This is a genomic window from Pseudomonas sp. MF08875, from assembly GCF_059862525.1.
Window position 1 is genome coordinate 13,213 of record NZ_JCBCUW010000022.1, and the last position, 25,006, is coordinate 38,218.

Sequence of the window (25,006 nt, forward strand, 5' to 3'; positions counted from 1 at the left end):
GATTGCTGCAAATGTACGCTCCCGCGCTACGGGCGCGGGCTTGCGTGGGAGCGGGCTTTGCCCGCGATGAGGCCCGTACCGCCGACACAGGCCTATGAGCAGTCACGCTGCCATCGCGGGCGAGCCCACTCCCACAGGGTTTTGCCCCCTGCCATCGGTCAATCCTTGCCCGGGCGCTTACGCACCAGTTTCATCACCACCACAAAGAACACCGGTACGAACAGCACGGCCAGGGTGGCAGTTATCATCCCGCCAATCACACCCGTGCCGATGGCTTGCTGGCTCGCGGAACTGGCGCCGGTGGCCAGCGCCAGGGGCACCACGCCGAGGATGAAGGCCAGGGAGGTCATTACGATCGGCCGCAAGCGCAGGCGCGCGGCTTGCACCGTGGCGTCCAGCAGGTCGTGGCCTTCGTCGTAGAGGCTCTTGGCGAACTCGATGATGAGGATCGCGTTCTTCGCCGACAGGCCAATGATGGTAATCAGGCCCACTTTGAAGAACACATCGTTGGGCATGCCCCGCAACGTCACCGCCAGCACCGCGCCCAGCACGCCCAGCGGCACCACCAGCAACACCGAAGTGGGGATCGACCAACTCTCGTACAGTGCCGCCAAACAGAGGAACACCACCAGCAACGACAGCCCCAGCAGGATCGGCGCCTGGGCGCCGGACAAGCGTTCCTGCAACGACAACCCGGTCCATTCCTGGCCCAGCCCGGTGGGCAGCAGTGCCACCAGGCGTTCGACTTCCGCCATGGCTTCACCGGTGCTGTGGCCCGGCGCCGGTTCGCCGGAAATGGCGATGGCCGGGTAGCCGTTGTAGCGGGTCAACTGCGCCGGGCCCTGGATCCACTTGGCCTGGACGAACGCCGACAGTGGCACCATTTTGCCGCTGCTGTTACGCACGTGGATGTTGAGCAAATCCGCCACCTGGCTGCGCTGATCGCCTTCGGCCTGCACGATCACCCGCTGCATGCGGCCCTGGTTGGGGAAATCGTTGATGTAGGCCGAACCCACCGCCGTGGACAGGATGTTGCCGATCTCGGCAAAGGACACGCCCAAGGCGTTGGCCTGCTTGCGGTCTACCTCCAACTGCACCTGTGGCGCTTCGGCCAACGCGCTTTCACGCACGTTGACCAGCACCGGGCTCTTTTCCGCGGCGGCCAGCAGTTCGGTGCGCGCCGCCATCAGCGCTGCGTGGCCGAGGCCGCCACGGTCCTGCAAGCGGAACTCGAAACCGCTGGAGGTGCCGAGGCCATCCACGGGCGGCGGCAGGATGGCGTAGGCCACGGCGTCCTTGATCTGGCTCAGGGCGGCGTTGGCGCGGTCGGCAATCGAGGCCGCCGAGTCGTCGCTGCCACGGTCGGCCCAATCCTTGAGCGTGGTGAAGGCCAGCGCCGCATTCTGCCCGCTGCCGGAAAAGCTGAAGCCCAGGATCATCGTGGTGTCGCCCACGCCCGGCTCGCCGGCGTTGTGCGCCTCGATCTGCTTGGCCACCTCGATGGTGCGCGGCTGGCTGGCGCCTGGCGGCAACTGGATATCGGTGATGGTGTAGCCCTGGTCTTCCACCGGCAGGAAGGAGGAGGGCAGGCGGCTGAACAACAGCCCCAGGCCCACCAGCAGCACGCCGTAGATCAGCAAGTAGCGCCCGGTGCGCTTGAGCGCATAGGCCACCGAGCGCTCGTAGCCGTCGCTCAACTGCTCGAAACGGCGGTTGAACCAGCCGAAGAACCCGCCCTTGGCGTGGTGTTCGCCCTTGGCAATCGGCTTGAGCAGGGTCGCGCACAGGGCAGGGGTCAGGGACAACGCCAGGAATGCCGAGAACAGGATCGACGTGGCCATCGACAGCGAGAACTGCTGGTAGATCACCCCCACCGAGCCCTGCATGAATGCCATGGGGATAAACACCGCCACCAGCACCAGGGTGATGCCGATGATCGCCCCGGTGATCTGGGTCATCGCCTTGCGCGTGGCCTCCCGTGGCGAGAGACCCTCGTTGACCATGATCCGCTCGACGTTCTCCACCACCACAATGGCGTCGTCCACCAGGATGCCGATGGCCAGCACCATGCCGAACATGGTCAGCACGTTCACCGAAAAACCCAGGGTCAGCATCACCGCAAAGGTGCCCATCAGCGCCACCGGCACCACCAGTGTGGGGATCAGGGTGTAGCGGATGTTCTGCAGGAACAGAAACATCACTGCGAATACCAGCACCATCGCCTCCACCAGGGTGTACACCACCTTGGTAATCGAGACTTTGACGAAGGGCGAGGTGTCGTAGGGGATCTTGTACTCCACGCCGGCCGGGAAATAGCGCGCCAAGTCGTCCATCTTCGCCCGTACCGCGTTGGCGGTGCTCAGGGCGTTGGCCCCCGGCGACAGTTGCACGCCCACAGCGGTGGACGGCTTGCCGTTCAGGCGTGTGCCGAACTGGTATTCCTGGCTGCCCACTTCCACCCGCGCCACGTCCGCCAGGCGCACGGTGGAGCCGTCCGGGTTGGCCCGCAGGACGATGTCGGCGAACTCTTCAGGTGTGGACAGTTGGCCCTTGACCAGCACAGTGGCAGTGATTTCCTGGCCCGGGCGGCTCGGCAAATCGCCGATGCTGCCCGCCGAAACCTGGGCGTTCTGCGCGGCGATGGCGGCATTCACGTCCGCTGGGGTGAGGTTGAAGCCCTGTAGCTTCTGGGGGTCGATCCACACCCGCATCGCGCGCTCGGCGCCGTACAACTGGGCCTTGCCGACGCCATCGAGGCGGCGGATCTCGTTCATCACGTTGCGCGCCAGGTAGTCGCTCAGGGCCACGTCGTCGAGCTTGCCGTCGCTGGAGGTGAGGGTGATGAGCAAGAGGAAGCCCGCCGACACCTTTTCTACCTGCAAACCTTGCTGGATCACAGCCTGGGGCAGGCGCGGCTCCACGGCTTTGAGGCGGTTCTGCACATCTACCTGGGCCATTTCCGGATTGGTGCCGGGTTGGAAGGTGGCGGTGATGGTGGCGCTGCCCAGGCTGCTCTGGGAAGAGAAGTACAGCAAGTGATCGGCGCCGTTGAGCTCCTGTTCGATCAGGCTGACCACGCTCTCGTCCACCGTTTGCGCCGAGGCGCCGGGGTAGGTGGCGTAGATCTCCACCTGGGGCGGCGCGACGTTGGGGTACTGGGCCACCGGCAACTGCGGGATGGCCAGGGCACCGGCGAGCAGGATGAACAGGGCGACCACCCAGGCGAAAATCGGGCGGTCAATAAAGAATTGCGGCATGAAAAGGCTTCCCGATTACTGGCCAGACGTCTGGGCAAGTGGCAGAGGGCTGCTGTCGATCTGTACTTTCTCGCCGGGGCGTGCGTGTTGCAGGCCCTCAGTGACGATGCGGTCACCGGGCTTCAGGCCTTCGGTCACAATCCAGCGGTCCTGTTGCACCGAGGCCAGTTGCACGTTCCGCTGGCTGACCCGCTCTTCGCCGTCCAGTACCAACACCTGGGCCTGGCCGGCGCTGTCCCGCAGGATCGCCCGTTGCGGCACGCTGATGCCCTGGCGATCGACGGCTTGCTCGACCCGCACCCGCACGAAACTGCCCGGGAGCAGGTCCAGGTCCGGGTTGGGGAACTCGCTGCGCAGGATGATCTGCCCGGTGCTGGGGTCGACGGTGATGTCGGTGAACAGCAACTTGCCCGGCAAGGGGTAGAGGCTGCCGTCGTCCTGGATCAGCGTCGCCTTGGCCTGGCCCTGGCCGACCTGCTGCAACTGCCCGGCGCGCAGGGCGCGGCGCAGGTCGTTGAGTTCACGGGTCGACTGGGTCAGGTCGGCGTGGATCGGGTTCAGTTGCTGGATCAGTGCCAGGGGCGTGGCTTCGTTCTGGCCCACCAGGGCACCCTCGGTGACCAACGCACGGCCAATGCGCCCGGAAATCGGCGCCGTCACCGTGGCATAGCCCAGGTTCAACCGCGCCCGCTGCACCGCGGCCTCATTGCCGGCGACGTCGGCAGCGGTTTGCCGGGCGGCGGCGCGGGCGTTGTCGTAGTCCTGGGCGCTGATGGCTTTTTCTTCGATCAACTGGCTATAGCGCTGCTCTTGCAGGCGCGCCTGAAACGCATTGGCCTGAGCCTTGCGCAGGTTCGCCTCGGCACTGTCCAGGTCAGCCTTGAACGGCGCCGGGTCGATGCGAAACAGTACGTCGCCTTTTTTCACATCGCTGCCCTCTGCGAAGGTGCGTTGCAGCACCACGCCCGCGACCCGGGCACGCACCTCGGCCATGCGTGGCGCGGCAATGCGCCCACTCAATTCACTGCTGATGGACAGCGGCCGGGCCTGCACCGTCTCGATCCGCACGCTAGCCAGGGGGGGCGGAGCTTCGGCGGTGGACGTTTTCTCGCAAGCGCTCAATAACAAGGCCATGGCCAACAGGCACAGCGGCGCAACCAGTTTTCTCGACATGCGGATACCCCAATAATGACCCCGGCATGCTACGGGCAGCGGTCAAGGGCTGCTGTGAAGCTATGTAGTGCCTGTGTGAAAAAGTGTGAAGGCGGGATTCCCATAGGGCGCAAGGCGTATATCCTGCGCGGCTTGAACCTTGTGTTCGGCCCGTGGGAGCGAGCCTGCTCGCGATAGTGGCCTATCAGCCGATAAGAGGCTGGCTTGGGTCACACCATCGCGAACAGGCTCGCTGCCACAACCGGATACCGCCACCGCACTGCCCGGACGCCCCCCATGCCCAACATTCTCCTGGTCGAAGACGACCCCGCGCTCTCCGAGCTGATCGCCAGTTACCTGGAGCGCAACGGTTATCACGTCAACGTCATCAGCCGCGGCGACCAGGTACGCGAGCGCGCCCGCAGTACGCCGCCGGACCTGGTGATCCTCGACCTGATGCTGCCTGGCCTCGATGGCCTGCAAGTGTGCCGCTTGCTGCGCGCCGACTCGGCGAGCCTGCCGATCCTCATGCTCACTGCCCGTGACGACAGCCACGACCAGGTGCTAGGCCTGGAAATGGGCGCCGACGATTACGTGACCAAGCCCTGCGAGCCGCGGGTATTGCTGGCGCGGGTGCGCACCTTGCTGCGCCGCAGCAGCCTGGGCGAACCGCAGTCGGCCAGCGACCGTATCCTGATGGGCAACCTGTGCATCGACCTGTCCGAACGCACGGTGACCTGGCGCGAGCAACCGGTGGAGCTGTCCAGCGGCGAATATAACCTGCTGGTGGTGCTCGCCCGCCATGCCGGTGAAGTGTTGAGCCGCGACCAGATCCTGCAACGCCTGCGCGGCATCGAGTTCAACGGCACCGACCGCTCGGTGGACGTGGCCATCTCCAAGCTGCGGCGCAAGTTCGACGACCATGCCGGCGAGGCGCGCAAGATCAAGACCGTGTGGGGCAAGGGCTACCTGTTCAGCCGTTCGGAATGGGAATACTGAAGCCATGTTGCGGATTCTGGTGCGCCTGTACCTGATAACCATCGTCACCTTCAGCGCGGCGCTCTACCTGGTGCCGGACCTGGTGATAAAGGTCTTCAACGAGCGTTTCCTGAGCTACAACCTGGACCAGTCCCGGGGCCTGCAAAACCTCATCGTGCAGCAGTTTCGCACGCTGCCCGCCGAGCAGTGGCCGGCCCTGGCCGCCCGCATGGACGGCGAGTTCCACCCACTGCAAATCGCCCTGGTGCGCAACGACGACCCAGACTTCAGCCTGTATGAAACCGAACGCCTGCAACGGGGCGAGAAGGTCGTGCGCCTGGGCGCCTGGGGGTGGCGCACCCTGGCGGTGGCACCGCTGGACGACCAGGTGGCGGTGAAGCTGGTGGTGCCGCCCGACCCGTTGGATGTCAACTTGCTGTACTGGAGCATCAACGTGCTGATCGGCGCCGCGCTGTTGGCGTGCCTGCTGCTGTGGCTGCGCCCCCACTGGCGCAACCTGGAGCGCCTGCGCAGCACCGCCGAACGCCTGGGCAAGGGCCACCTGAGCGAGCGCACCCATATTCCGCCCAGCTCCAACATCGGCGCCTTGGCCCACGTGTTCGACACCATGGCCGATGACATCGAAAACCTGCTCAACCAGCAGCGCGACCTGCTCAATGCCGTGTCCCACGAACTGCGCACGCCCCTCACACGCCTGGATTTCGGCCTGGCCCTGGCCCTCTCCGACGAAATGCCCGCCGCCAGCCGCCAACGCCTGCAAGGGCTGGTGGCGCACATCCGCGAATTGGACGAGTTGGTCCTGGAACTGCTGTCCTACAGCCGTTTGCAGCACCCGGCGCAGTTGACCGAACGGGTGCAGGTGTCCCTCGACGAGTTCATCGACAGCATCCTGGGTAGCGTTGACGACGAGCAGATCTCCCCGGAAGTGGTGATCGACGTGCTCCTGTACGGCGAACTCGACCGTTTCACCCTCGACCCGCGCCTCACCGCCCGGGCCCTGCAAAACCTGCTGCGCAATGCCATGCGCTACTGCGAAAAGCGCATCCAGGTCAGCGTCCAGGTGCTGGCCGACGGTTGCGAGGTATGGGTGGACGACGACGGCATTGGCATCCCGGACGACGAACGCGAACGGATATTCGAGCCGTTCTATCGCCTGGACCGCAGCCGCGACCGTGCCACCGGAGGCTTCGGCCTGGGCCTGGCCCTCAGCCGCCGGGCCCTGCAAGTGCAGGGCGGCAGCCTCACCGTAGAAGCCTCGCCCCTGGGCGGCGCGCGGTTTGTGCTGTGGCTGCCGGTGCAGGAGTGAGCACGGCGCGGTCAGGCCCGCCCCACTGGGGTTTGCTGGGCAGTCCCGCTTTTGGCCGATGCGCTGCCTTACTCCGCCGGGGGATGGCGCGTTATAGTTCGGCCTTCTTTTTTCTCCGGTAAAGGATCACTGCCATGTCGCAATACCAAGCGTTCAGCGTCGAACTGACAGACAACATCGCCCATGTGCAGATAAACCGCCCGGAAAAAATCAACGCCATGAACGCCGCGTTCTGGACCGAGATCATCGAGATCTTCCAGTGGGTCGAGGACACCGACGCCGTGCGCGTGGTGGTACTCAGTGGCGCCGGCAAGCATTTTTCTTCGGGCATCGACCTGATGATGCTGGCCAGCGTGGCCAACGAGTTCGGCAAGGACGTGGGCCGCAACGCGCGCTTGCTGCGGCGCAAGATCCTGCAACTGCAAGCCTCCTTCAACGCCGTGGACCAATGCCGCAAACCGGTGCTGGCGGCAATTCAGGGCTATTGCCTGGGGGGCGCCATCGACCTGATTTCGGCCTGCGACATGCGCTACGCCGCTGATGACGCGCAGTTCTCCATCAAGGAAATCGACATCGGCATGGCCGCCGACGTTGGCACCCTGCAACGCCTGCCGCGCATCATCGGTGACGGCATGCTGCGCGAACTGGCTTACACTGGGCGCACCTTTGGCGCCGAAGAAGCGCTGCGCATCGGCCTGGTCAACCGCACCTGGAGCGATGCCGCCGGCCTGCTCGACGGCGTACTGGGCATTGCCCGGGAAATCGCCGCCAAGTCGCCGATCGCCGTCGCCGGCACCAAGCAAATGATTAGCTACATGCGTGACCACAGCATCAACGATGGCCTGGAATACGTAGCCACCTGGAACGCCGCGATGTTGCAATCGGCCGACCTGCGCGTGGCCATGGCCGCCCATATGAGCAAGCAGAAACCTGAATTCGCGGACTGAGCACCTATGACTTCACGCTGGACCACCGCCGTACTGGATACCGATGTGCCGGGAGGCTGGGCCGTGGCCCGCAGCCGCGATGGCTTTTTGCTCGATGACAATGGCGCGCTGTTCCCGCGCGAATGGCTCAAGCGCCAGGATCTGTCGATCCTGGGCGAGCACGGCATCGGCCACCTCGATGGCGAGCCGGTGTACCTGCTGGAGCTCAATGCCCCCGCCGACGTGGCGGGTTGCCGTTGGCAGGGGCTGCGCGGTTTCATGCTCGACGGCGACCACACCCTCTACAAGGTGCTGGGCTACGCCGCGCAAATCGGCACCTGGGCCCGCGAACACCGCTTCTGCGGTAACTGCGGCCAGGCGATGGCGCAGATCCACTGGGAGCGGGCGATGTACTGCCAACCCTGTGACCTGCGCCATTACCCGCGCATCTCGCCGAGCATGATTGTGCTGGTTACCCGTGGCGACGAGGTGCTATTGGCCCGTTCGCCACGTTTTGTCAGCGGCGTCTACAGCACCCTGGCTGGGTTCGCCGAGCCAGGGGAATCGGCCGAAGACTGCCTGGTGCGCGAAGTGCGCGAAGAAGTGCAGGTGCAGGTGCGCAACATCCAGTACGTGGGCAGCCAGTGCTGGCCGTTTCCCCATTCGATGATGTTGGGTTTCCACGCCGAGTACGCGGGCGGTGAGATCGTGCCGCAAGCAGACGAGATCGAGGATGCCCAGTGGTTCAACATCCATGCGCTGCCGCCATTGCCGGCGTCACGCTCGATCGCCCGCTACCTGATCGACCTGTATGTGGCGCGGCGCCTAGGCCACAGCGAACCAGTGCTGCCAGGCTAGGCGCACGGTCAGGCCCAGCACCACGGTAATGAACACCGGGCGAATGAACTTCGCCCCACCACTGATGGCCGAGCGCGCCCCGAAGAACGCGCCGACCATCACCGCCAGGCCCATGCTCAGGCCGATGATCCAGTCCACCTGCCCGGAAAAGATGAACACCGACAGCGCCGCGATGTTGCTGACGAAGTTCATGCTGCGTGCCACCCCGCTGGCCTTGACCAGGTCGATGGGGTAGAGCAGCAGGCTGCTGACGGTCCAGAACGCCCCGGTGCCGGGGCCGGCCACGCCGTCGTAGAAACCCAGGCCGAAGCCTTGGGTCGATTGCCACTTTTTCTTGATCGGCGCGTCGGCGTCCAGCGGCGCCTTGGGCGTGCCGCCGAACAACAGGTACAGGCCACAGGCGAAGACAATCACCGGCAGCATCTTGTTCAGCCACTCGGCGGGCAGGTAATGGGCGACGATGGCGCCGGTCAGCGCCCCCACCAGGGTGCCGACAATCGCGTGCAGCCACTGGCGCGGGTGGAACAGTTTGCGCCGGTAGAACGTGAAGCTGGCGGTGGCTGAGCCGAAGGTGGAACTCAACTTGTTGGTGCCCAGCACCAGATGCGGCGGCAACCCGGCGGTGAGCAGGGCGGGAGTGGTGAGCAAACCACCACCTCCGGCAATGGCATCGATGAAACCGGCGACAAAGGCCACGAGGGCAAGAATGGCGAGGGTGGTGAGGTCTACGCTGAGTTCCAAAGGCATGGGATCGACTTATTCGGCGGGGCAGGAGGGCAAGGGCAGGGCGCTATCTTACCCATAAGCCCTCTACCTGTGGGAACCCGCTCCCTCAGGCGTTCCTGCCAGGCGATAGACATTCGCGCCACAAGACCCAAACCTTTCCTTGGTGTAAGCTCTTGCGCTCTTCGGAATAGACCTTTTTGCGAGCCTTATGCCGTCGCTTTTCAAACGCTCCCTGTTGCCCAAGCTGCGCGGTTTCCCGCTGACCGCCGACGCCGTGACCATCCTCGACAGTGCCGCCGACTACCGGCGTTGCCTGCTGGAGAAAATCGCCCAGGCCACGCGGCGCATCTACATCGTCGCCCTGTACCTGCAACACGATGAGGCCGGCCAGGAAATCCTCGACGCCCTACACGCCGCCAAGGCCGCCCGGCCGCAGCTGGATATCGTGGTCATGGTCGACTGGCTGCGCGCCCAACGGGGCCTGATCGGCGCCGGCAAGCAACCGGGCAACAGTGCCTGGTACCAGGAACAGACGCGCCTGCACAGCAGCGAAGTGCCGATCTACGGCGTGCCGGTGCAGACCCGCGAGCTGTTCGGTGTGCTGCACCTCAAGGGTTTCGTGATCGACGACTGCGTGCTGTACAGCGGCGCGAGCCTGAACAACGTCTACCTGCACAAATTCGACAAGTACCGCTTCGACCGTTATCACCTGCTGCAATGCCCGGCCCTGGCCGACTCCATGCAGCACCTGGTGGAACATGGCCTGGTGGCGTCGCGGGCGGTGCATCGCCTCGACCTGCCGAACCTGCCCACCACCCGCAGCCTGCGTAACGACATCGGCGATTTGCGTAGCCGCCTCAAGCACGCCGCCTACGACACCAGTGCCGGGCGTGTGGTGATGGGTGAATTGTCGGTCAGCCCGCTGCTCGGCGTGGGCAAGAACAACCCGCTGAGCCGGGTGATCTGCGAGTTGATCGCCAGTGCCCAGCAGCAACTGACCATCTGCACGCCGTACTTCAACCTGCCCCTGGCGGTGACCCGGGAGATCAACCGCGCCCTGGCGCGCGGGGTGAAGATCGATATCGTGGTCGGCGACAAGACCGCCAACGATTTCTATATCCCGCCCTGCGAGCCGTTTCGTGTGATCGCGGCGCTGCCGTACCTCTACGAAATCAGCCTGCGCCGCTTTGCCAAGCGCCATCAGCACATGATCGACAGCGGCAAGCTCAACCTGCACCTGTGGCGCGACGGCGACAACACCTACCACCTCAAGGGCATGTGGGTCGATCAGCGCTACACCTTGCTCACCGGCAACAACCTCAACCCCCGGGCGTTTCGCCTGGACCTGGAAAACGCCTTGCTGCTGGACGACCCCAAGGGCGAGTTGTTGGCACCACGGGAGCAGGAGTTGCAGGCGATTTTCCGCCACACCCAGCGCATCGAGCGCTACCAGCAACTGGAAACCCTGGCCGAGTACCCGGCCGCCGTCGGCAAGTTCCTGCGCCGGGTCAGCCGGGTGCGTATCGAGCGGCTGCTCTATCGCATCCTCTGAGCGCCAGCCTTCAACCAATGGCTACTGGTTTTTTTGCCGTCCCCGCCTAAGATGGCCGTCACCTCAACCCGATCAAGGCTCAATTCGGTCAAATGGCGGAAAAAGACAGCATCTCCATCCACCTGGTCCGCGAAGCGCTGCTCCAGAGCTGCGAGCCCGATGGCGCTGCCGAGGTGCTGGGCAAAGTGGGCATCGACCCGCTTCTGCTGGCCGACCCCACTGCCCGCGTGCCCGCCACTGCCTATGCGCGGTTGTGGCGCTTGCTGGCCCGGCGTTTGGACGACGAGTTCTTCGCCATGGACCCACGCAAGCTCAAGTCCGGCAGCCTGGCGTTCCTCTGCCGCAGCGCCATGGCCCAGCCCAGCCTGGCCGCGGGGCTGGCCACGGGGCTGGAGTTTCTGTCGCTGATGCTCGAACACCTGCCGGCGCAACTGGTGCGCCAGCAAAGCCTGGCCGAGATCGTGCTGTTGGAGGACAGCGCCGAACCACGCCGGGCCTTCACCTATTTCACCTACTGGATGATCGTCCATGGCGTAGCCTGTTGGCTGGCCGGGCGGCGCATCCCGATCCTGGCCATCGAACTGCGCTGCGCGGCACCGGACTTTTGCCACGACTACCAGGTGATGTTTTCCGACAACCTGCGCTTTGATCGCCCGCGCACGCGGATGATTATCTCGGCCGAATACCTGGACCTGCCGATCAAGCGCAGCCTCGATGAACTCAAGCGTTTTCTGGCCCAGGCCCCGGCCAACATCCTGGTCAAGTACCGCGACCCGCAAAGCCTGGCCAGCCGCATCAAGCACGAGCTGCGCCAACTCCCCGCTGCCCACTGGCCGGAAACCCAAGCCCAGGCCCAGCGCCTGTGCATGTCCGCCTCGACCCTGCGCCGGCGCCTGGCGCAGGAGGGCCAGACCTACCAGGGCCTCAAGGACAGCGTGCGCAAGGAGCTGGCGATTGTCTGGTTGGCCGAACCGCAGATCAGCTTCGCCGAGATCGCCACGCGCCTGGGCTTTGCCGACGTCAGCTCGTTCTACAAGGCCTTTCGCAAGTGGTCGGGCTCCAACCCCGGCCACTACCGCAGCCTGATCCTCGACGAACCGTAGCAAGCGCTCGCGCGTGCAGCGGCCGCAACATCGCCACGGCACAACCCCGTCGAGGGGCGCTGCGCAGGCGAGCCTGCTGGCTACAAACGCGATGTCGATCAACCATGGCCAAACCAGTCAAGTAACTTGGTGGCTTTGACCATTGTCCCCCCAGGCCCAGGGCGCCAGTATTTGCAGGCTTTTGTGTAGCTCCCATCCTAATAACAACAGCGAGGGATTCTGCTGATGCGCGATTACCTGACGGCCGCGGCGCAATTCGATTACCACCACACTGTAAACGCCACCCTGGCGGGCAATCTGCAGGCACTTAATGCCTGCGTGGAGTGCTGCGACCGGCATGCCTTACCTGGGCGCATTGCGCTGTTCTGGGAGGGCCGCGACGCCAGCAGCGCGACCTATACCTTCAGCGACTTGCAGGACAAAGCCGCGCGTTTCGCCAATTTTCTGCGTGCCCAAGGGGTCAAGCAGGGCGACCGGGTCGCAGGCCTGCTCCCGCGCAATGTCGAGTTGCTGATTACCGTGCTCGCCACCTGGCGCCTGGGGGCGGTGTACCAACCGCTGTTCACCGCGTTCGGGCCCAAGGCTATCGAACATCGCCTCGTCAGCTCCGGCGCCACCGTGGTGGTCACTGACGCGGTGAACCGGCCCAAACTCAGCGAAGTGGCGGATTGCCCAGCCATCGTCACCGTCGGCGGCCCCAAGGGCCAGGGCATCGTGCGCGGCGATTGGAGTTTCTGGGCCGAACTGGGCAACCACAGCGCCGACTGCGAACCGGTGTTGCTGAGCGGCGAAGACCCGTTCCTGATGATGTTCACCTCCGGCACCACCGGCCCGGCCAAGGCCCTGGCCGTGCCACTCAAGGCACTGGTGGCGTTCCAGGCTTACACCCGCGATGCCGTGGACCTGCGCCCCGAAGACGCCTTCTGGAACCTCGCCGACCCGGGCTGGGCCTACGGCATTTACTTCGGCGTGGCGGGGCCCTTGTCCATGGGCCACCCGATCACCTTCTACGATGGCCCGTTCACCGTGGAAAGCACCTGCCGGGTCATCAACAAATACGCCATCAGCAACCTCACCGGTTCGCCCACCGCCTACCGCATGCTGATCGCCGGGGGCGACGAGTTCGCCCGCGCCATCAAGGGCCGTTTGCGCATCGTCAGCAGCGCCGGCGAGCCTTTGAACCCAGAGGTGATCCGCTGGTTCGCCGACAACCTGGGGGTGGTGATCCACGATCACTACGGCCAGACCGAACTGGGCATGGTGCTGTGCAACCACCACGGCCTGGCGCACCCGGTGCACCTGGGCGCGGCGGGTTTCGCCTCGCCGGGGCACCGCATCGTGGTGCTGGACGACAACCATCAGGAACTGGCGGCCGGGCAACCGGGGATTCTGGCCATCGACCGCCGCCAGTCGCCGATGTGCTGGTTCGCCGGTTACCAAGGCGCGCCGACCAAGGCCTTCGTCGGCGACTACTACCTGAGCGGCGACACCGTGGAACTCAACCCCGACGCCAGCATCAGTTTCGTCGGGCGCAGCGACGACGTGATTACCACCTCCGGCTACCGGGTCGGCCCCTTCGACGTGGAAAGTGCCCTGATCGAACACCCGGCCGTGGTCGAGGCCGCCGTGGTGGGCAAACCCGACCCGGAGCGCACCGAACTGGTCAAGGCCTTCGTCGTGCTCGGCGCCCGTTTCGAGGGCCACCCGGAATTGGCCGAAGAACTGCGCCAACACGTGCGCAAACGCCTGGCCGCCCATGCCTACCCCCGTGAAATCGAATTTGTCAGCGAGCTGCCGAAAACCCCGAGCGGCAAGTTGCAGCGCTTCATCCTGCGCAACCAGGAAATCGCCAAGGCTCAAGAGGCCGCGGCCCACAAGGTCTGAACCCAAGGACACGACGATGCAGATTGAAAACAAGGTATTTATGGTCAGCGGCGGCGCCTCGGGCCTGGGCGCGGCCACCGCACAGATGCTGGTCAAGGCCGGCGCCAAAGTGATGCTGGTGGATTTGAACGCCGAGGCGGTCGCCGCCCAGGCCGAGGCCCTCGGCCCGCAGGCGCAGAGCGTGGTGGCAGACATCAGCCAGGAAGCGGCGGCGCAGGCAGCGGTCGAGGCCACAGTGGCGGCGTTTGGCGGTTTGCACGGCTTGGTCAACTGCGCCGGTGTGGTACGCGGCGAGAAGATCCTGGGCAAGAACGGCCCCCATGCCCTGGCCAGTTTCAGCCAGGTCATCAACGTCAACCTGATCGGCAGCTTCAACCTGATGCGCCTGGCCGCCGAGGTCATCGCCCAGGGCGAGGCCAACGCCGACGGCGAGCGCGGGGTGATTATCAACACCGCGTCGGTGGCGGCATTCGACGGCCAGATCGGCCAGGCTGCCTACGCGGCGTCCAAGGGCGCCATCGCCAGCCTGACGCTGCCGGCGGCCCGCGAACTGGCACGTTTTGGCATCCGCGTAATGACCATCGCCCCCGGTATTTTCGAGACGCCGATGATGGCCGGCATGACCGAAGAAGTGCGCGCCTCCCTGGCCGCTGGCGTGCCGTTCCCGCCGCGCCTGGGCAAACCGGCCGAGTACGCCGCTCTGGCCCGGCATATCATTGAAAACAGCATGCTCAACGGCGAGGTGATCCGTCTCGACGGTGCCTTGCGTATGGCCGCGAAATAAGGAGGATTTGCCATGACTATTGCCCACGACCCGATTGTGATTGTCAGCGCTGTACGCACGCCCATGGGCGGCTTCCAGGGCGATTTGAAAAGCCTGACCGCGCCGCAACTGGGCGCGGCAGCTATCCGCGCCGCCGTGGAACGGGCGGGTGTTGGTGCCGATGGCGTCGATGAAGTGTTGTTCGGCTGTGTGCTGCCCGCGGGCCTGGGCCAGGCTCCGGCACGCCAGGCCGCCCTCGGCGCCGGCCTGGACAAGGGCACTCGCTGCACCACCCTGAACAAAATGTGCGGCTCGGGCATGGAAGCGGCCATCCTGGCCCACGACATGCTCCTGGCCGGCAGCGCCGACGCGGTGGTGGCCGGCGGCATGGAAAGCATGTCCAACGCGCCGTACCTGCTGGACCGCGCCCGCAGCGGCTACCGCATGGGCCACGGCCGGGTGCTCGATCACATGTTCCTCGACGGCCTCGAAGACGCCTACGACAAGGGCCGCCTGATGGGCACCTTCGCCGAAGACTGCGCCGAGGAACACGGTTTCAGCCGTGAAACCCAGGACGCCTTCGCCATCGCGTCCACCACCCGCGCCCAGCAAGCCATCGCCGACGGTTTGTTCCACACCGAAATCGTGCCGCTGCACGTGACCGTGGGCAAAGAACAAAAAACCATCCGCGACGACGAACAGCCGCCCAAGGCCAAGCTGGACAAGATCGCCGGGCTCAAACCGGCGTTTCGCGAGGGCGGCACCGTTACCGCGGCCAACTCCAGTTCCATCTCCGATGGCGCGGCGGCGTTGCTGATGATGCGCCGCAGTGAAGCGCAAAAGCGCGGCCTCACGCCGCTGGCAGTGATCCACGGCCACGCGGCGTTTGCCGATACGCCGAGCCTGTTCCCGGTGGCCCCGGTGGGCGCGATCCGCAAGCTGATGAGCAAGACCGGTTGGGCCCTGGACGAGGTCGAACTGTTCGAGGTCAACGAAGCGTTTGCGGTGGTCAGCCTGGTGACCATGAGCCAACTGCACATCCCCCACGAAAAAATCAACGTCCACGGCGGCGCCTGTGCCCTGGGCCATCCGATCGGTGCCTCTGGGGCGCGGATCCTGGTGACCCTGCTCTGGGCCCTGCGCCAGAAAGGCCTGAAACGCGGTGTCGCGGCCATCTGCATCGGCGGCGGTGAAGCCACGGCCATGGCCGTTGAAGTGTTGTACTGAGGAAACCCCCATGCTGCCCAATGACGAACAACGACAAATCAGCGACGCCGCCCGGCAATTCGCCCAGGAGCGGCTCAAGCCCTTCGCTGCCGAGTGGGACCGGGAACACCGCTTCCCCCATGAGGCCGTGGGCGAAATGGCCGAGCTGGGTTTTTTCGGCATGCTGGTGCCGGAGCAGTGGGGCGGTTGCGACACCGGTTACCTGGCCTACGCCATGGCCTTGGAAGAAATCGCCGCCGGCGACGGTGCCTGCTCGACCATCATGAGCGTGCACAACTCGGTGGGTTGCGTACCGATCCTCAACTACGGCAGCGACGAGCAGAAAGAACGCTTCCTCAAGCCCCTGGCCAGCGGCGCGATGCTCGGTGCCTTTGCGCTTACCGAACCCCAGGCCGGCTCTGACGCCAGCGGCCTGACAACCCGCGCGCGCCGTGAGGGCGACCACTACGTGCTCAACGGCTGCAAGCAATTCATCACCTCGGGCAAGAACGCCGGGGTGGTGATCGTCTTCGCCGTCACCGACCCCAGCGCCGGCAAGCGCGGCATCAGTGCCTTTATCGTGCCCACCGACGCCCCGGGCTACAGCGTGGCGCGGGTGGAAGACAAGCTCGGCCAGCACGCCTCCGACACCTGCCAGATCCTTTTCGAGGACGTCCAAGTACCGGTGGCCAACCGCTTGGGCGAGGAGGGCGAAGGCTACCGCATCGCCCTGGCCAACCTCGAAGGCGGGCGGGTGGGCATCGCCTCGCAATCGGTGGGCATGGCCCGCGCCGCATTCGAGGCTGCCCGGGACTACGCCCGCGAGCGGCAGAGCTTCGGCAAGGCGATCATCGAGCATCAAGCCGTGGCTTTTCGCCTGGCGGACATGGCCACCCAGATCGCCGTGGCACGGCAGATGGTGCATTACGCCGCCGCCCTGCGCGACAGCGGCAAACCAGCCCTGGTGGAGGCCTCGATGGCCAAGCTGTTCGCCTCGGAAATGGCCGAGAAGGTTTGCTCGCAAGCGTTGCAAACCCTGGGCGGTTATGGCTATTTGAACGACTTCCCGCTGGAGCGCATCTACCGCGATGTGCGGGTGTGCCAGATCTACGAAGGCACCAGCGACATTCAGCGCATGGTCATTTCGCGCAATCTTTGAACAGGAGTTTATCTGTGAGCTACGAAACCATTGTGTTGGACATTCACGACCGCGTCGGCCTTATCACCCTCAACCGCCCGCAGGCGCTCAATGCGCTGAACGCGCAAATCGTCAGCGAAGTAAACCAGGCCCTCGACAGCCTGGAAGCCGACCCGCGCATCGGCTGCATCGTCATCACCGGCTCGAAGAAAGCCTTCGCCGCCGGTGCTGACATCAAGGAAATGGCCGAGCTGACCTACCCGCAGATCTACCTCGACGACCTATTCAGCGACAGCGACCGCATCGCCAACCGCCGCAAGCCGATCATCGCGGCGGTGGCCGGCTTCGCTTTGGGCGGCGGTTGTGAACTGGCGCTGATGTGCGACTTCATCCTGGCCGGCGACAACGCCAAGTTCGGCCAACCGGAAGTCAACCTCGGCGTGCTGCCAGGCATGGGTGGCACCCAACGCCTGACCCGCGCCGTGGGCAAGGCCAAGGCCATGGAAATGTGCCTGACCGGGCGCTTGATCGATGCGGTGGAAGCCGAGCGTGCTGGCATCGTGGCGCGCATCGTGCCCGCCGATGAATTGGTGGAAGAAGCCCTGAAAGTCGCCGCGGTGATCGCCGCCAAGTCGCTGCCGGTGTCGATGATGGTCAAGGAAAGCGTCAACCGCGCCTTCGAAGTGAACCTGGCCGAGGGCGTGCGCTTCGAGCGTCGTGTGTTCCATGCCGCCTTCGCCACCCAGGACCAGAAAGAAGGCATGGCCGCCTTCATCGCCAAGCGAGCGCCACAGTTCACTGACCGTTAAACCCTTCCTCTCGTCGATAGCAAGCGGGGTCGCCCGCTTGCTAGTCGAACACAAGGCCGAAGGCCACTGCGCTGGCCCCTGCGTCTTAGCAGGCTCCTCGCACGTCGCGGTGTCATTGGCTCAAGCCTCTCGCACGTCCGCTGCAAAGGGCGGTACTGACCGCCAGCCCATGTCCTCCCATCGAACCCCTCACCCAGTACCCAAGTAGCATAGGGTGCCGCCCCGGGGCTTCGTACACTCAGCGCTCAAGACAGCGCACCCGCGGGAGGCGAACATGCAGCAAGGCCAGGCCGAAGGTGTCGTCAGTGCCATGTCCCAAGCGACCGATGCGGAGCAAGCGGCCCAGGATCTGGCGCGGCAGTTGTTGCACCCGCATCTGGGCTTCGTGTTGTTTTTCTGCTCCGCCGAGTACGACTTGCAGGCCCTGGGCCGTGCCCTGGCACAGAGTTTTGGCGGTATTCGCCTGGCGGGTTGCACCAGCGCCGGCGAGATCACCCCCAACGGCTACGGGCGCGGCTGCATCACGGCGGTGGGGTTTGACCATCGGCATTTTTCCATCGCCCTCGAACTGATCGACCAGATGGAGCACTTCAGCCTGATCGACGCCCAGCAGATGGTCGAGCGCCTGGCCGGCGATTGCCGCAGCAACAGCCTGGCGCCGATCAAGGGCAACAGTTTTGCCCTGACCTTGCTCGACGGTTTGTCCAGCCGCGAGGAAATGGTCCTCGCCGCCTTGAGTGCCGCCCTGGGCGATATCCCGCACTTTGGCGGTTCGGCCGGGGACGACAATTACCTGACCCATACCCACGTCTACTTCAACGGTGAATTCCACAGCGGCGCGGCGGTGGTGGTGCTGGTCAATACCTGGCTGGATTTCGAGGTGTTCACCACCCATCACATCCTGCCGCGGGCGGAAAAACTGGTGGTGACCCACGCCGACAGCCCGCAGCGCCGGGTTTACGAGCTCAACGCCGAGCCCGCCGCCCAAGAATACGCGCGGCATATCGGCGTGCCGGTGGCCCAGTTGGACCACCGGGTGTTCGCCGCCCACCCCTTGGCCGTGCGCATCAATGAGCAGTACTACGTGCGCGCTATCCAACAGGTGCACGAGGACTTGAGCCTGAGTTTCTACTGCGCGGTGGAGAACGGCATCGTCCTTACGGCCATGACCCCCGGGCCGCTGCTGCCCAACCTGCATACCTTGTTCGATGGTTTGCAGGCGCGCCTGGGGGAGTTGCTGCTGACCATCGGCTGCGACTGCTTCCTGCGGCGCCTGGAACTGGAAGACGACGGCAGCCTGGAGCAGATCGGCGCTTTTTTGCGCGAACAACGGGTGCTGGGTTTCAACACCTACGGAGAACAGTTCAATGGCATGCACATCAACCAGACCTTCACCGGCGTCGCCATTGCCCGCAACCGCACCCGCCACGGCCGTTGACCTGCAAGGGCAGGTCGATGCCCTGCGCGAGCAGAACCGCAAGCTGCAACGCATCAATGGCGCGCTGATCGAGCGCATCGAATCCGGCGGCACCCGTGGCAACGACCCTTACTCGGCGTTCCAGCACTCGGTGGTGCTGGCCGAACAGGTGCGCGAACGCACCGATGCGTTGAACCAGGCAATGGCCGAACTCAAGGCCGGCAACCACTTGCTTAGCGAAGCGCGGCTGCGCGCCGAAACCGCGCACCGGCACCTGATCGACGCCATCGAGAGTATTTCCGACGCCTTCGTGCTGTTCGACGAAGAACAGCGCATCGTGTTGTTCAACAGCCGCTTCAAGGCGTTCTGGGCCAACAGCCGGGTGCGCATCATCGCCGGTATGCGCCTGAGCGAAGTCAAACGCCTAATGACCGGCACCGGGCTGTTCAGCGAAGAGCCGCGCGGCCACGCCGACGAACACCTGCTGTACCGCTTACAGGACGGGCGCTGGTTGCAGGTCAGCGAGCGGCCGACCCAAGAGGGCGGGCGGGTGATCCTGTTCACCGACATCACCGAGGTCAAGCTCAGCGAAACCGTGCGCCGCGAACAAGCAGTGGCGCAAAAATCGCACCTGCTGCAACGGGCCGTGGACAACCTGTCCCAGGGCGTGGCCATGGTCAACGCCGAGGGCATCCTGGAGCTGTGGAACCGGCGCTTCCTGGAACTCAGTGGCCTGGCGCCGGTGGCGGCCCACCGGCCGTTCGCCGAGGTCATCGGCGACAGCGAACTGAGCCTGCTCACCCCGGCCAGCCGCGACCTCAATGGCCGTGTGGTGCGTGAGTGCGAGCAACGCCTGTACGATGGCCGGGTGCTGGAGATCCGCACCCATCCGTTGCCCACGGGTGGGTTCGTCAACACCTTCACCGACATCACCGAGCGCTACCAGCACGCCGAAGCCCTGAGCGAAAGCGAACGCTGGATCCGCCTGATTACCGACCACGTGCCCGCGCTGATCGCCTACCTCAACGCTGACCTGGTGTATGAGTTCACCAACAAGGTCTACGAAGAATGGTACTGCTGGCCCCGGGGCGTGATGCTCGGCCAAAGCCTGCGCCAGGTGCACAGCGAAGAACACTACCGGCGCCTGGAGGCCTACGTGGCGCGGGCGCTGGACGGCGAGAGCGTGACGTTCGAGTTCCCCGAAACCAATATCAATGGCCAGGAGCGCTACATGCTGCGCTCCTATGTGCCCAATCGCCTGGCCAGCGGCGAGGTGGTGGGGATTTTCGTGCTGATCCGCGACATCACCGAACGGCGGCGCACCGCCGAAGCCCTGCACCAGGCCTACCAGAACCTGGAACTGCGGGTGCGCGAGCGCACGGCCGAGCTGACCAGCCTCAACGACCAGTTGCTGCGCGAGATCGACGAACGCAGCCGCGTCGAATCGCGCTTGCGCGAAGCCAAGCTGGAGGCCGAACAGGCCAACCTGTCCAAGACCAAGTTCCTCGCGGCGGTCAGCCATGACCTGCTGCAACCGCTCAACGCCGCGCGGCTGTTCACCAGCGCCCTGCTGGAGCGCCGCGAGCCGCTGGCCAACGCGGTGCTGGTGCGCAACGTCAGCAACTCCCTGGAAGACGTGGAAAACCTGCTGGGCACCCTGGTGGACATTTCCAAGCTCGATGCCGGGGTGATAAAGGCCGATATCGCGCCATTCGCCCTCAGCGAATTATTGGAAAACCTGGCCGCCGAGTACGCCCACGTGGCCCGCAGCGAAGGCCTGCAACTGCACTTTGTCGCCTGCTCGGCGCTGGTGCGCAGTGACGCGCAGCTGCTGGCGCGGATCCTGCGCAACCTGCTCAGCAATGCCATCCGCTACACCCCCAGCGGCCGTGTGATGCTGGGTTGCCGACGCCATCGCCAGCGCTTGTCCATCGAGGTCTGGGACAGCGGCATGGGCATCGAGGCCCACAAGCTGCAAGAGATTTTCCAGGAGTTCAAACGCGGCGACGTGCAGCGGCCCAACCAGGACCGTGGCCTGGGTTTGGGCCTGGCCATCGTGGAAAAAATCGCCGGCATTCTTGGCCATCGCATCAGCGTGCGCTCATGGCCGGGCAAGGGTTCGGTGTTCGCCGTGGAGGTGCCGCTGTCGGCCACGGCGCCGAAACCGGCGCCGCGCCTGGCCCTGAGTGAACTGCTGGTGGAACGCTTGCGCGGGGCGCGGATCTGGGTACTCGATAACGACGCGGCGATCTGCGCCGGCATGCGCACCTTGCTCGAGAGTTGGGGCTGCCAAGTGGTCACCGCACTGTCGGAAGAAGACCTGGCGCGCCAGGTGGACAACTACCACAGCGAGGCTGACCTGCTGATCGCCGACTATCACCTGGACCAGGGCAAGAATGGCGTGGACGCCGTGGCCCAGATCAACGCCCGCCGCGCCAGTGCCTTGCCGGCGCTGATGATTACCGCCAACTACAGCAATGAACTGAAACTGCAAATGCGCGAACTGGGCCACACCCTGATGCACAAACCGGTGCGGCCGATGAAACTGAAGACGGCCATCAGCCATTTGCTTGGGCAAGTGCAGGGTTAGGCAGCGCGCGCTGTAAGCGGGCTTGCAGCCTCTAGAGGCAATGGCGGGCGAGCGGAGCGCCGCCCGGCCCGCTCCCACAGTGGGCCCGCCAGTCAGCGGCGCAGGTACGCCGCGAAATCAATATCCCCGGCACTGAGGATCGCCTGCACCCGGTTGTGCACGTTGAGCTTGCGCAGGATCGCGGAAACGTGGGCCTTGACCGTGGTTTCGGCGATTTCCAGGGTGTAGGCGATCTGCTTGTTGGATTCGCCCTTGGTCATGCGTTCGAGCACCAGCAATTGCTTGCGGGTCAGGGCCTGGAGCAGTTCGGGCGGGAAGTTGGGAGTGTCGTTCATCGTTCGGCGGGTGCCGGTTTTTTGCGTGCGGATGATGTCCGAAGGCAAGTACACGTTGCCGTTGAGGATCTGCTGGATGGCCTCGGTCATTTGTGCCCGGGGCGAGGATTTGGTGATAAAGCCCACCGCGCCATAGGTGATGGCTTGCAGCACGATCTGCTTGTCCTGCTCGGCGGAGACGATCACCACCGGGATGGTGGGCGCCTCGTTGCGCAGGTTTATCAAGCCATTGAGGCCGTGCATGCCGGGCATGTTCAGGTCCAGCAGGATCAGGTCCAGGTCGTCGTGTTCCTGAGTCAGGGCCATGGCGCTGTCCAGGTCGGCGGTTTCCAGCACTTGGCTACCGGCAAAACCGTCGCTGATGACGTTGCAGATCGCTTCGCGAAACAGGGGGTGATCGTCGGCAATCAGAATCTTGTACATGGCCTTTCACCTCGGTTTTTATGGGTTGGGTGGGCGGTGGCACGCAGGGTGTCGCGGTTAGGGAAAGGGTTCGGGCTGTGCCGGCGCCAGGGGCAGGTGCGCCGCTTCCCAGGCGTCCAGGCCATCGCGATACCAGTACACCTGGGTATAGCCTAGCGCCGTGGCGCGTTTTACCGCGTTCCAGCTCAACCAGCAATCGGAACGGCAGTAGAACACCAGTGGGCGCACAGCTTGGCCGGCGCTGGCAGCGCTTAGGTGGCGGGCGAAATAGGTTTGCCAGGGTGGCGTCAGGTCGCCATCGCCAGTGTTGGCCAGCCACAAGCTGCCGGGCAGGTTGGCGTGGGGCTGGTCTTCGATGAAACGCCCGTGCAGCCACTGGCGGCGGTAAACGTCCACCAGTACCGGCGCGGGCGATTGGGCCAGTAGCTGCTGCAATTGCGCGGTATCGACGATCCTGCCGCCCTCCACCTGGGCCGGTGTCGGGCTGCGGTACAGGCTGATGCGGTAGCCTTCGGCGGAGAACAGTGGCTCCTGGGCCTGCGCCGCGCCCAGCCAGAGGCTCAGGCACAAGGCAGCAGCAAAGGGCAGCGGCAGGTGGCGCGGTGCAAGGGGCATAGGGGGCAATCCTTCTTGTTATAAGCCCATTACATGCCAGGGGCGCTGCTTTGTGAATGCGACGATAGACAGCAAAACCGCTACTAAAGTCGTAGTTTCAAGGGCTAAAAGCCATTCCCCCTATGGGAGCAACGGTCTTACCCCCTGCCATTGGTCACCGCCATCGCGAGCAGGCTCGCTCCCACAGAGGAAAATGAAAACCCCACCCACGCCACCGTTCAACGGTGGGTGTGGGCCTTGCCCGCGATGGGGCGAGCCCGTTCCCACACAAACCGCCCCCCTTGGGCCAATGGGGTCGGTAAACCCAGCACAAAGTACCGATCAGCCAGTACCAAGGTAGTAAACCGCGCGGTGGGCAGCGGTCTTAGGATGGACGCTCGGCCTACCTATAAAAAAGAGAAACCCAGCCATGCGTATTCTCAAAGCCTTGTTGTTGCCCTTGCTGTTGATCCTGAGCCTGGTGGGTGTGGACAAGCTGCACACCCCGGTGAGCTTGCCGTTGCCTACGCTGGCGGGGCATTGAGCCGTGTTTGCCGGATGGCCGCTGCACCTCTGGGCCACGGCGTGGCGGCGCCGAGTTTGCCGCGATGCGGCCCTTGAGCAACTGCGCGCCGAAAACCGCCAGTTGCGCCACAGCCTGCTGGCCGCCCGTGAGCAAGAACGTACGCGCCTGGGCCAGGCCCTGCACGACGACCTGGGCCAATACCTGGCGGGCATCCGCGCCCAGGTGTGCCTGCTGCGGGTGGTGGCAGGGCAGCCCGAAACCGTGACGCAAACGGCCCTGGCCCTGGAGCACAATTGCCAGCAGTTGCAGCAAGGCTTTCGCGCCTTGGTGCGCGACTTGTATCCCGAGGTGCCGCAGCCCTTGCCCCAGGCGTTGGCGTCGCTGGTTGGCCAGTGGCAAGGCACCCACGGCATCGACTGCCGCCTACAGGTCAGCCCACGGCTGCCGGTGTTGCCCGTGGCCAGCCAAACCCACCTCTACCGGTTCATCCAGGAAGCCCTGACCAACGTGGCACGCCATGCTTGCGCCACCGGCGTGCGTGTACGCCTGCAAACCCGAGGCACTGGGTTGCGCTTGTTGATCCGCGATAACGGCCGGGGCGCGGCACGGCCACAATCCCCAGGCGTAGGGCTGCGTTCGTTGGCGCAACGGGCACACAGCCTCGGCGGCGGGTTGCGCATTGTCAGCCCCGCGGGCGGCGGTTGGGCGCTGATTTTGAGTATTGCGGGGGAGGGCCGATGAATATTTTGCTGGTGGATGACCACGCGGTGGTGCGCCAAGGCTACGCCAGCCTGCTGCGGGCGGTGCTGCCGACGATGCAGGTGCGCGAAGCAGCCAACGGCGAAGAGGCGCTGGCGCGGGTGCAGGAGGAGATCCCGCACCTGGTGATTATGGATTTCGGCCTGCCGGGGATCAGCGGCCTGGAAACCACCCGGCGCCTGCGCCAGCGCTTGCCGCAATTGCGGGTGCTGTTTTTCAGCCTGCACGATGAGTTGCCGCTGGTGCGCCAGGCCCTGGATGCCGGTGCCTCGGGCTACCTGACGAAAAACGCCGACCCCGAAGTGCTGATCGAGGCGGTGCGGCGCATCCTCGCCGGGCACGCGTACATCGAGCAGCCCTTGGCCACACAGTTGGCCTGTAACCCGCAAGCCCACAACGCCCAGGACCCACGCCTGCAAAGCATGACCCAGCGCGAATTCGAGATTTTTGTGATGTTGGCCAAGGGCACGCCCACCCGCTCGATTGCCGAGCAGTTGTGTATTAGCGCCAAGACGGTGTCCAACCACCTGACCTTGCTCAAGAGCAAATTGTCGGTCAGCTCCCACGCCGAGCTGGTGCACCTGGCCATCGATACCGGGATCATGCGCGTGGCCTGTTAGCCGCTAGCGCACAAACGCCTGGGGGCGCCTGGCTTGCCGGTGATGGCGGCCTTGAGACCGCCA

General features: G+C 64.8%; 19 protein-coding genes and 1 pseudogene. 15 read left to right on the forward strand and 5 right to left on the reverse strand.

What is annotated here, in order from left to right; genetic code table 11:
- Window positions 1–158: 158 nt before the first annotated feature.
- Window positions 159–3,257, reverse strand: coding sequence for a multidrug efflux RND transporter permease subunit (locus AC19YT_RS14585; RefSeq protein ID WP_095108436.1), 3,099 nt, complete (start codon window positions 3,255–3,257; stop codon window positions 159–161).
- A 15-nt stretch (window positions 3,258–3,272) separates the two neighbouring features.
- On the reverse strand, window positions 3,273–4,430 hold the full coding sequence (locus AC19YT_RS14590) for an efflux RND transporter periplasmic adaptor subunit (RefSeq protein ID WP_095108435.1): 1,158 nt from the start codon (window positions 4,428–4,430) through the stop codon (window positions 3,273–3,275).
- A gap of 276 nt (window positions 4,431–4,706) precedes the next feature.
- Between AC19YT_RS14590 and AC19YT_RS14595 the strand changes: the two genes are divergently transcribed.
- The 4 genes from AC19YT_RS14595 (at window position 4,707) to nudC (ending at window position 8,498) form a co-directional block, all read left to right on the forward strand.
- Window positions 4,707–5,408, forward strand: a complete 702-nt coding sequence (locus AC19YT_RS14595; protein WP_095108434.1) for a response regulator — start codon at window positions 4,707–4,709, stop codon at window positions 5,406–5,408.
- Window positions 5,409–5,412: 4 nt separating this feature from the next.
- Window positions 5,413–6,714, forward strand: a complete 1,302-nt coding sequence (locus AC19YT_RS14600; protein WP_500610500.1) for an ATP-binding protein — start codon at window positions 5,413–5,415, stop codon at window positions 6,712–6,714.
- Between the two features lie 134 nt (window positions 6,715–6,848).
- Window positions 6,849–7,661 carry a crotonase/enoyl-CoA hydratase family protein gene (locus AC19YT_RS14605; protein WP_095108432.1) on the forward strand — a complete coding sequence of 271 codons (813 nt, stop codon included), beginning with the start codon at window positions 6,849–6,851 and terminating at the stop codon, window positions 7,659–7,661.
- 6 nt (window positions 7,662–7,667) lie between these two features.
- Complete coding sequence (nudC, locus tag AC19YT_RS14610; RefSeq protein ID WP_095108431.1) at window positions 7,668–8,498, forward strand: NAD(+) diphosphatase; 831 nt, start codon at window positions 7,668–7,670, stop codon at window positions 8,496–8,498.
- Here the strand turns inward: nudC and AC19YT_RS14615 are convergent.
- The gene (locus tag AC19YT_RS14615) at window positions 8,466–9,245 is read right to left on the reverse strand and encodes a TSUP family transporter (RefSeq protein WP_500610501.1); all 780 of its coding nucleotides are present in this window, start codon (window positions 9,243–9,245) and stop codon (window positions 8,466–8,468) included. The two genes, nudC and AC19YT_RS14615, sit on opposite strands and share 33 nt — an antisense overlap.
- Before the next feature lie 187 nt (window positions 9,246–9,432).
- Between AC19YT_RS14615 and pssA the strand changes: the two genes are divergently transcribed.
- From pssA to nahK, 9 genes are all read left to right on the forward strand, one after another.
- Complete coding sequence (gene pssA, locus AC19YT_RS14620) at window positions 9,433–10,776, forward strand: CDP-diacylglycerol--serine O-phosphatidyltransferase (protein WP_500598044.1); 1,344 nt, start codon at window positions 9,433–9,435, stop codon at window positions 10,774–10,776.
- Window positions 10,777–10,868: 92 nt separating this feature from the next.
- A complete protein-coding gene (locus tag AC19YT_RS14625; protein WP_095108428.1) occupies window positions 10,869–11,879 on the forward strand; it encodes an AraC family transcriptional regulator in 1,011 nt (336 codons plus the stop codon).
- Between the two features lie 225 nt (window positions 11,880–12,104).
- Window positions 12,105–13,763, forward strand: a complete 1,659-nt coding sequence (locus AC19YT_RS14630; protein ID WP_500598041.1) for an AMP-binding protein — start codon at window positions 12,105–12,107, stop codon at window positions 13,761–13,763.
- Between the two features lie 16 nt (window positions 13,764–13,779).
- Window positions 13,780–14,547: an SDR family NAD(P)-dependent oxidoreductase gene (locus tag AC19YT_RS14635; protein WP_095108426.1), complete on the forward strand. Its 768-nt coding sequence runs from the start codon at window positions 13,780–13,782 to the stop codon at window positions 14,545–14,547.
- Between the two features lie 12 nt (window positions 14,548–14,559).
- Window positions 14,560–15,753, forward strand: coding sequence for an acetyl-CoA C-acyltransferase (locus AC19YT_RS14640; protein WP_095108425.1), 1,194 nt, complete (start codon window positions 14,560–14,562; stop codon window positions 15,751–15,753).
- 10 nt (window positions 15,754–15,763) lie between these two features.
- Window positions 15,764–16,891, forward strand: a complete 1,128-nt coding sequence (locus tag AC19YT_RS14645) for an acyl-CoA dehydrogenase (RefSeq protein WP_095108424.1) — start codon at window positions 15,764–15,766, stop codon at window positions 16,889–16,891.
- A gap of 14 nt (window positions 16,892–16,905) precedes the next feature.
- Window positions 16,906–17,679, forward strand: coding sequence for an enoyl-CoA hydratase (locus AC19YT_RS14650; RefSeq protein ID WP_095108423.1), 774 nt, complete (start codon window positions 16,906–16,908; stop codon window positions 17,677–17,679).
- A gap of 274 nt (window positions 17,680–17,953) precedes the next feature.
- Window positions 17,954–19,117 (forward strand): nitric oxide-sensing protein NosP, encoded by a 1,164-nt coding sequence (nosP, locus tag AC19YT_RS14655; RefSeq protein WP_095108422.1) that lies wholly within the window; start codon window positions 17,954–17,956, stop codon window positions 19,115–19,117.
- A complete protein-coding gene (gene nahK, locus AC19YT_RS14660; RefSeq protein ID WP_500610502.1) occupies window positions 19,047–21,686 on the forward strand; it encodes a hybrid sensor histidine kinase/response regulator NahK/ErcS' in 2,640 nt (879 codons plus the stop codon). Before nosP ends, nahK begins: the two co-directional genes overlap by 71 nt.
- A 92-nt stretch (window positions 21,687–21,778) precedes the next feature.
- On the opposite strand, the gene AC19YT_RS14665 is transcribed toward nahK, so the two are convergent.
- Window positions 21,779–22,444, reverse strand: a complete 666-nt coding sequence (locus tag AC19YT_RS14665) for a response regulator transcription factor (protein WP_095108420.1) — start codon at window positions 22,442–22,444, stop codon at window positions 21,779–21,781.
- A gap of 57 nt (window positions 22,445–22,501) precedes the next feature.
- Window positions 22,502–23,059 carry a PQQ-dependent catabolism-associated CXXCW motif protein gene (locus AC19YT_RS14670; protein ID WP_095108419.1) on the reverse strand — a complete coding sequence of 186 codons (558 nt, stop codon included), beginning with the start codon at window positions 23,057–23,059 and terminating at the stop codon, window positions 22,502–22,504.
- Between the two features lie 589 nt (window positions 23,060–23,648).
- Between AC19YT_RS14670 and AC19YT_RS14675 the strand changes: the two are divergent.
- Window positions 23,649–24,305: pseudogene (locus AC19YT_RS14675) on the forward strand (sensor histidine kinase); the annotation flags it as partial.
- Window positions 24,302–24,943 (forward strand): response regulator, encoded by a 642-nt coding sequence (locus AC19YT_RS14680; protein ID WP_095108417.1) that lies wholly within the window; start codon window positions 24,302–24,304, stop codon window positions 24,941–24,943. The pseudogene AC19YT_RS14675 and the gene AC19YT_RS14680, both read left to right, overlap by 4 nt.
- Window positions 24,944–25,006 lie beyond the last annotated feature (63 nt).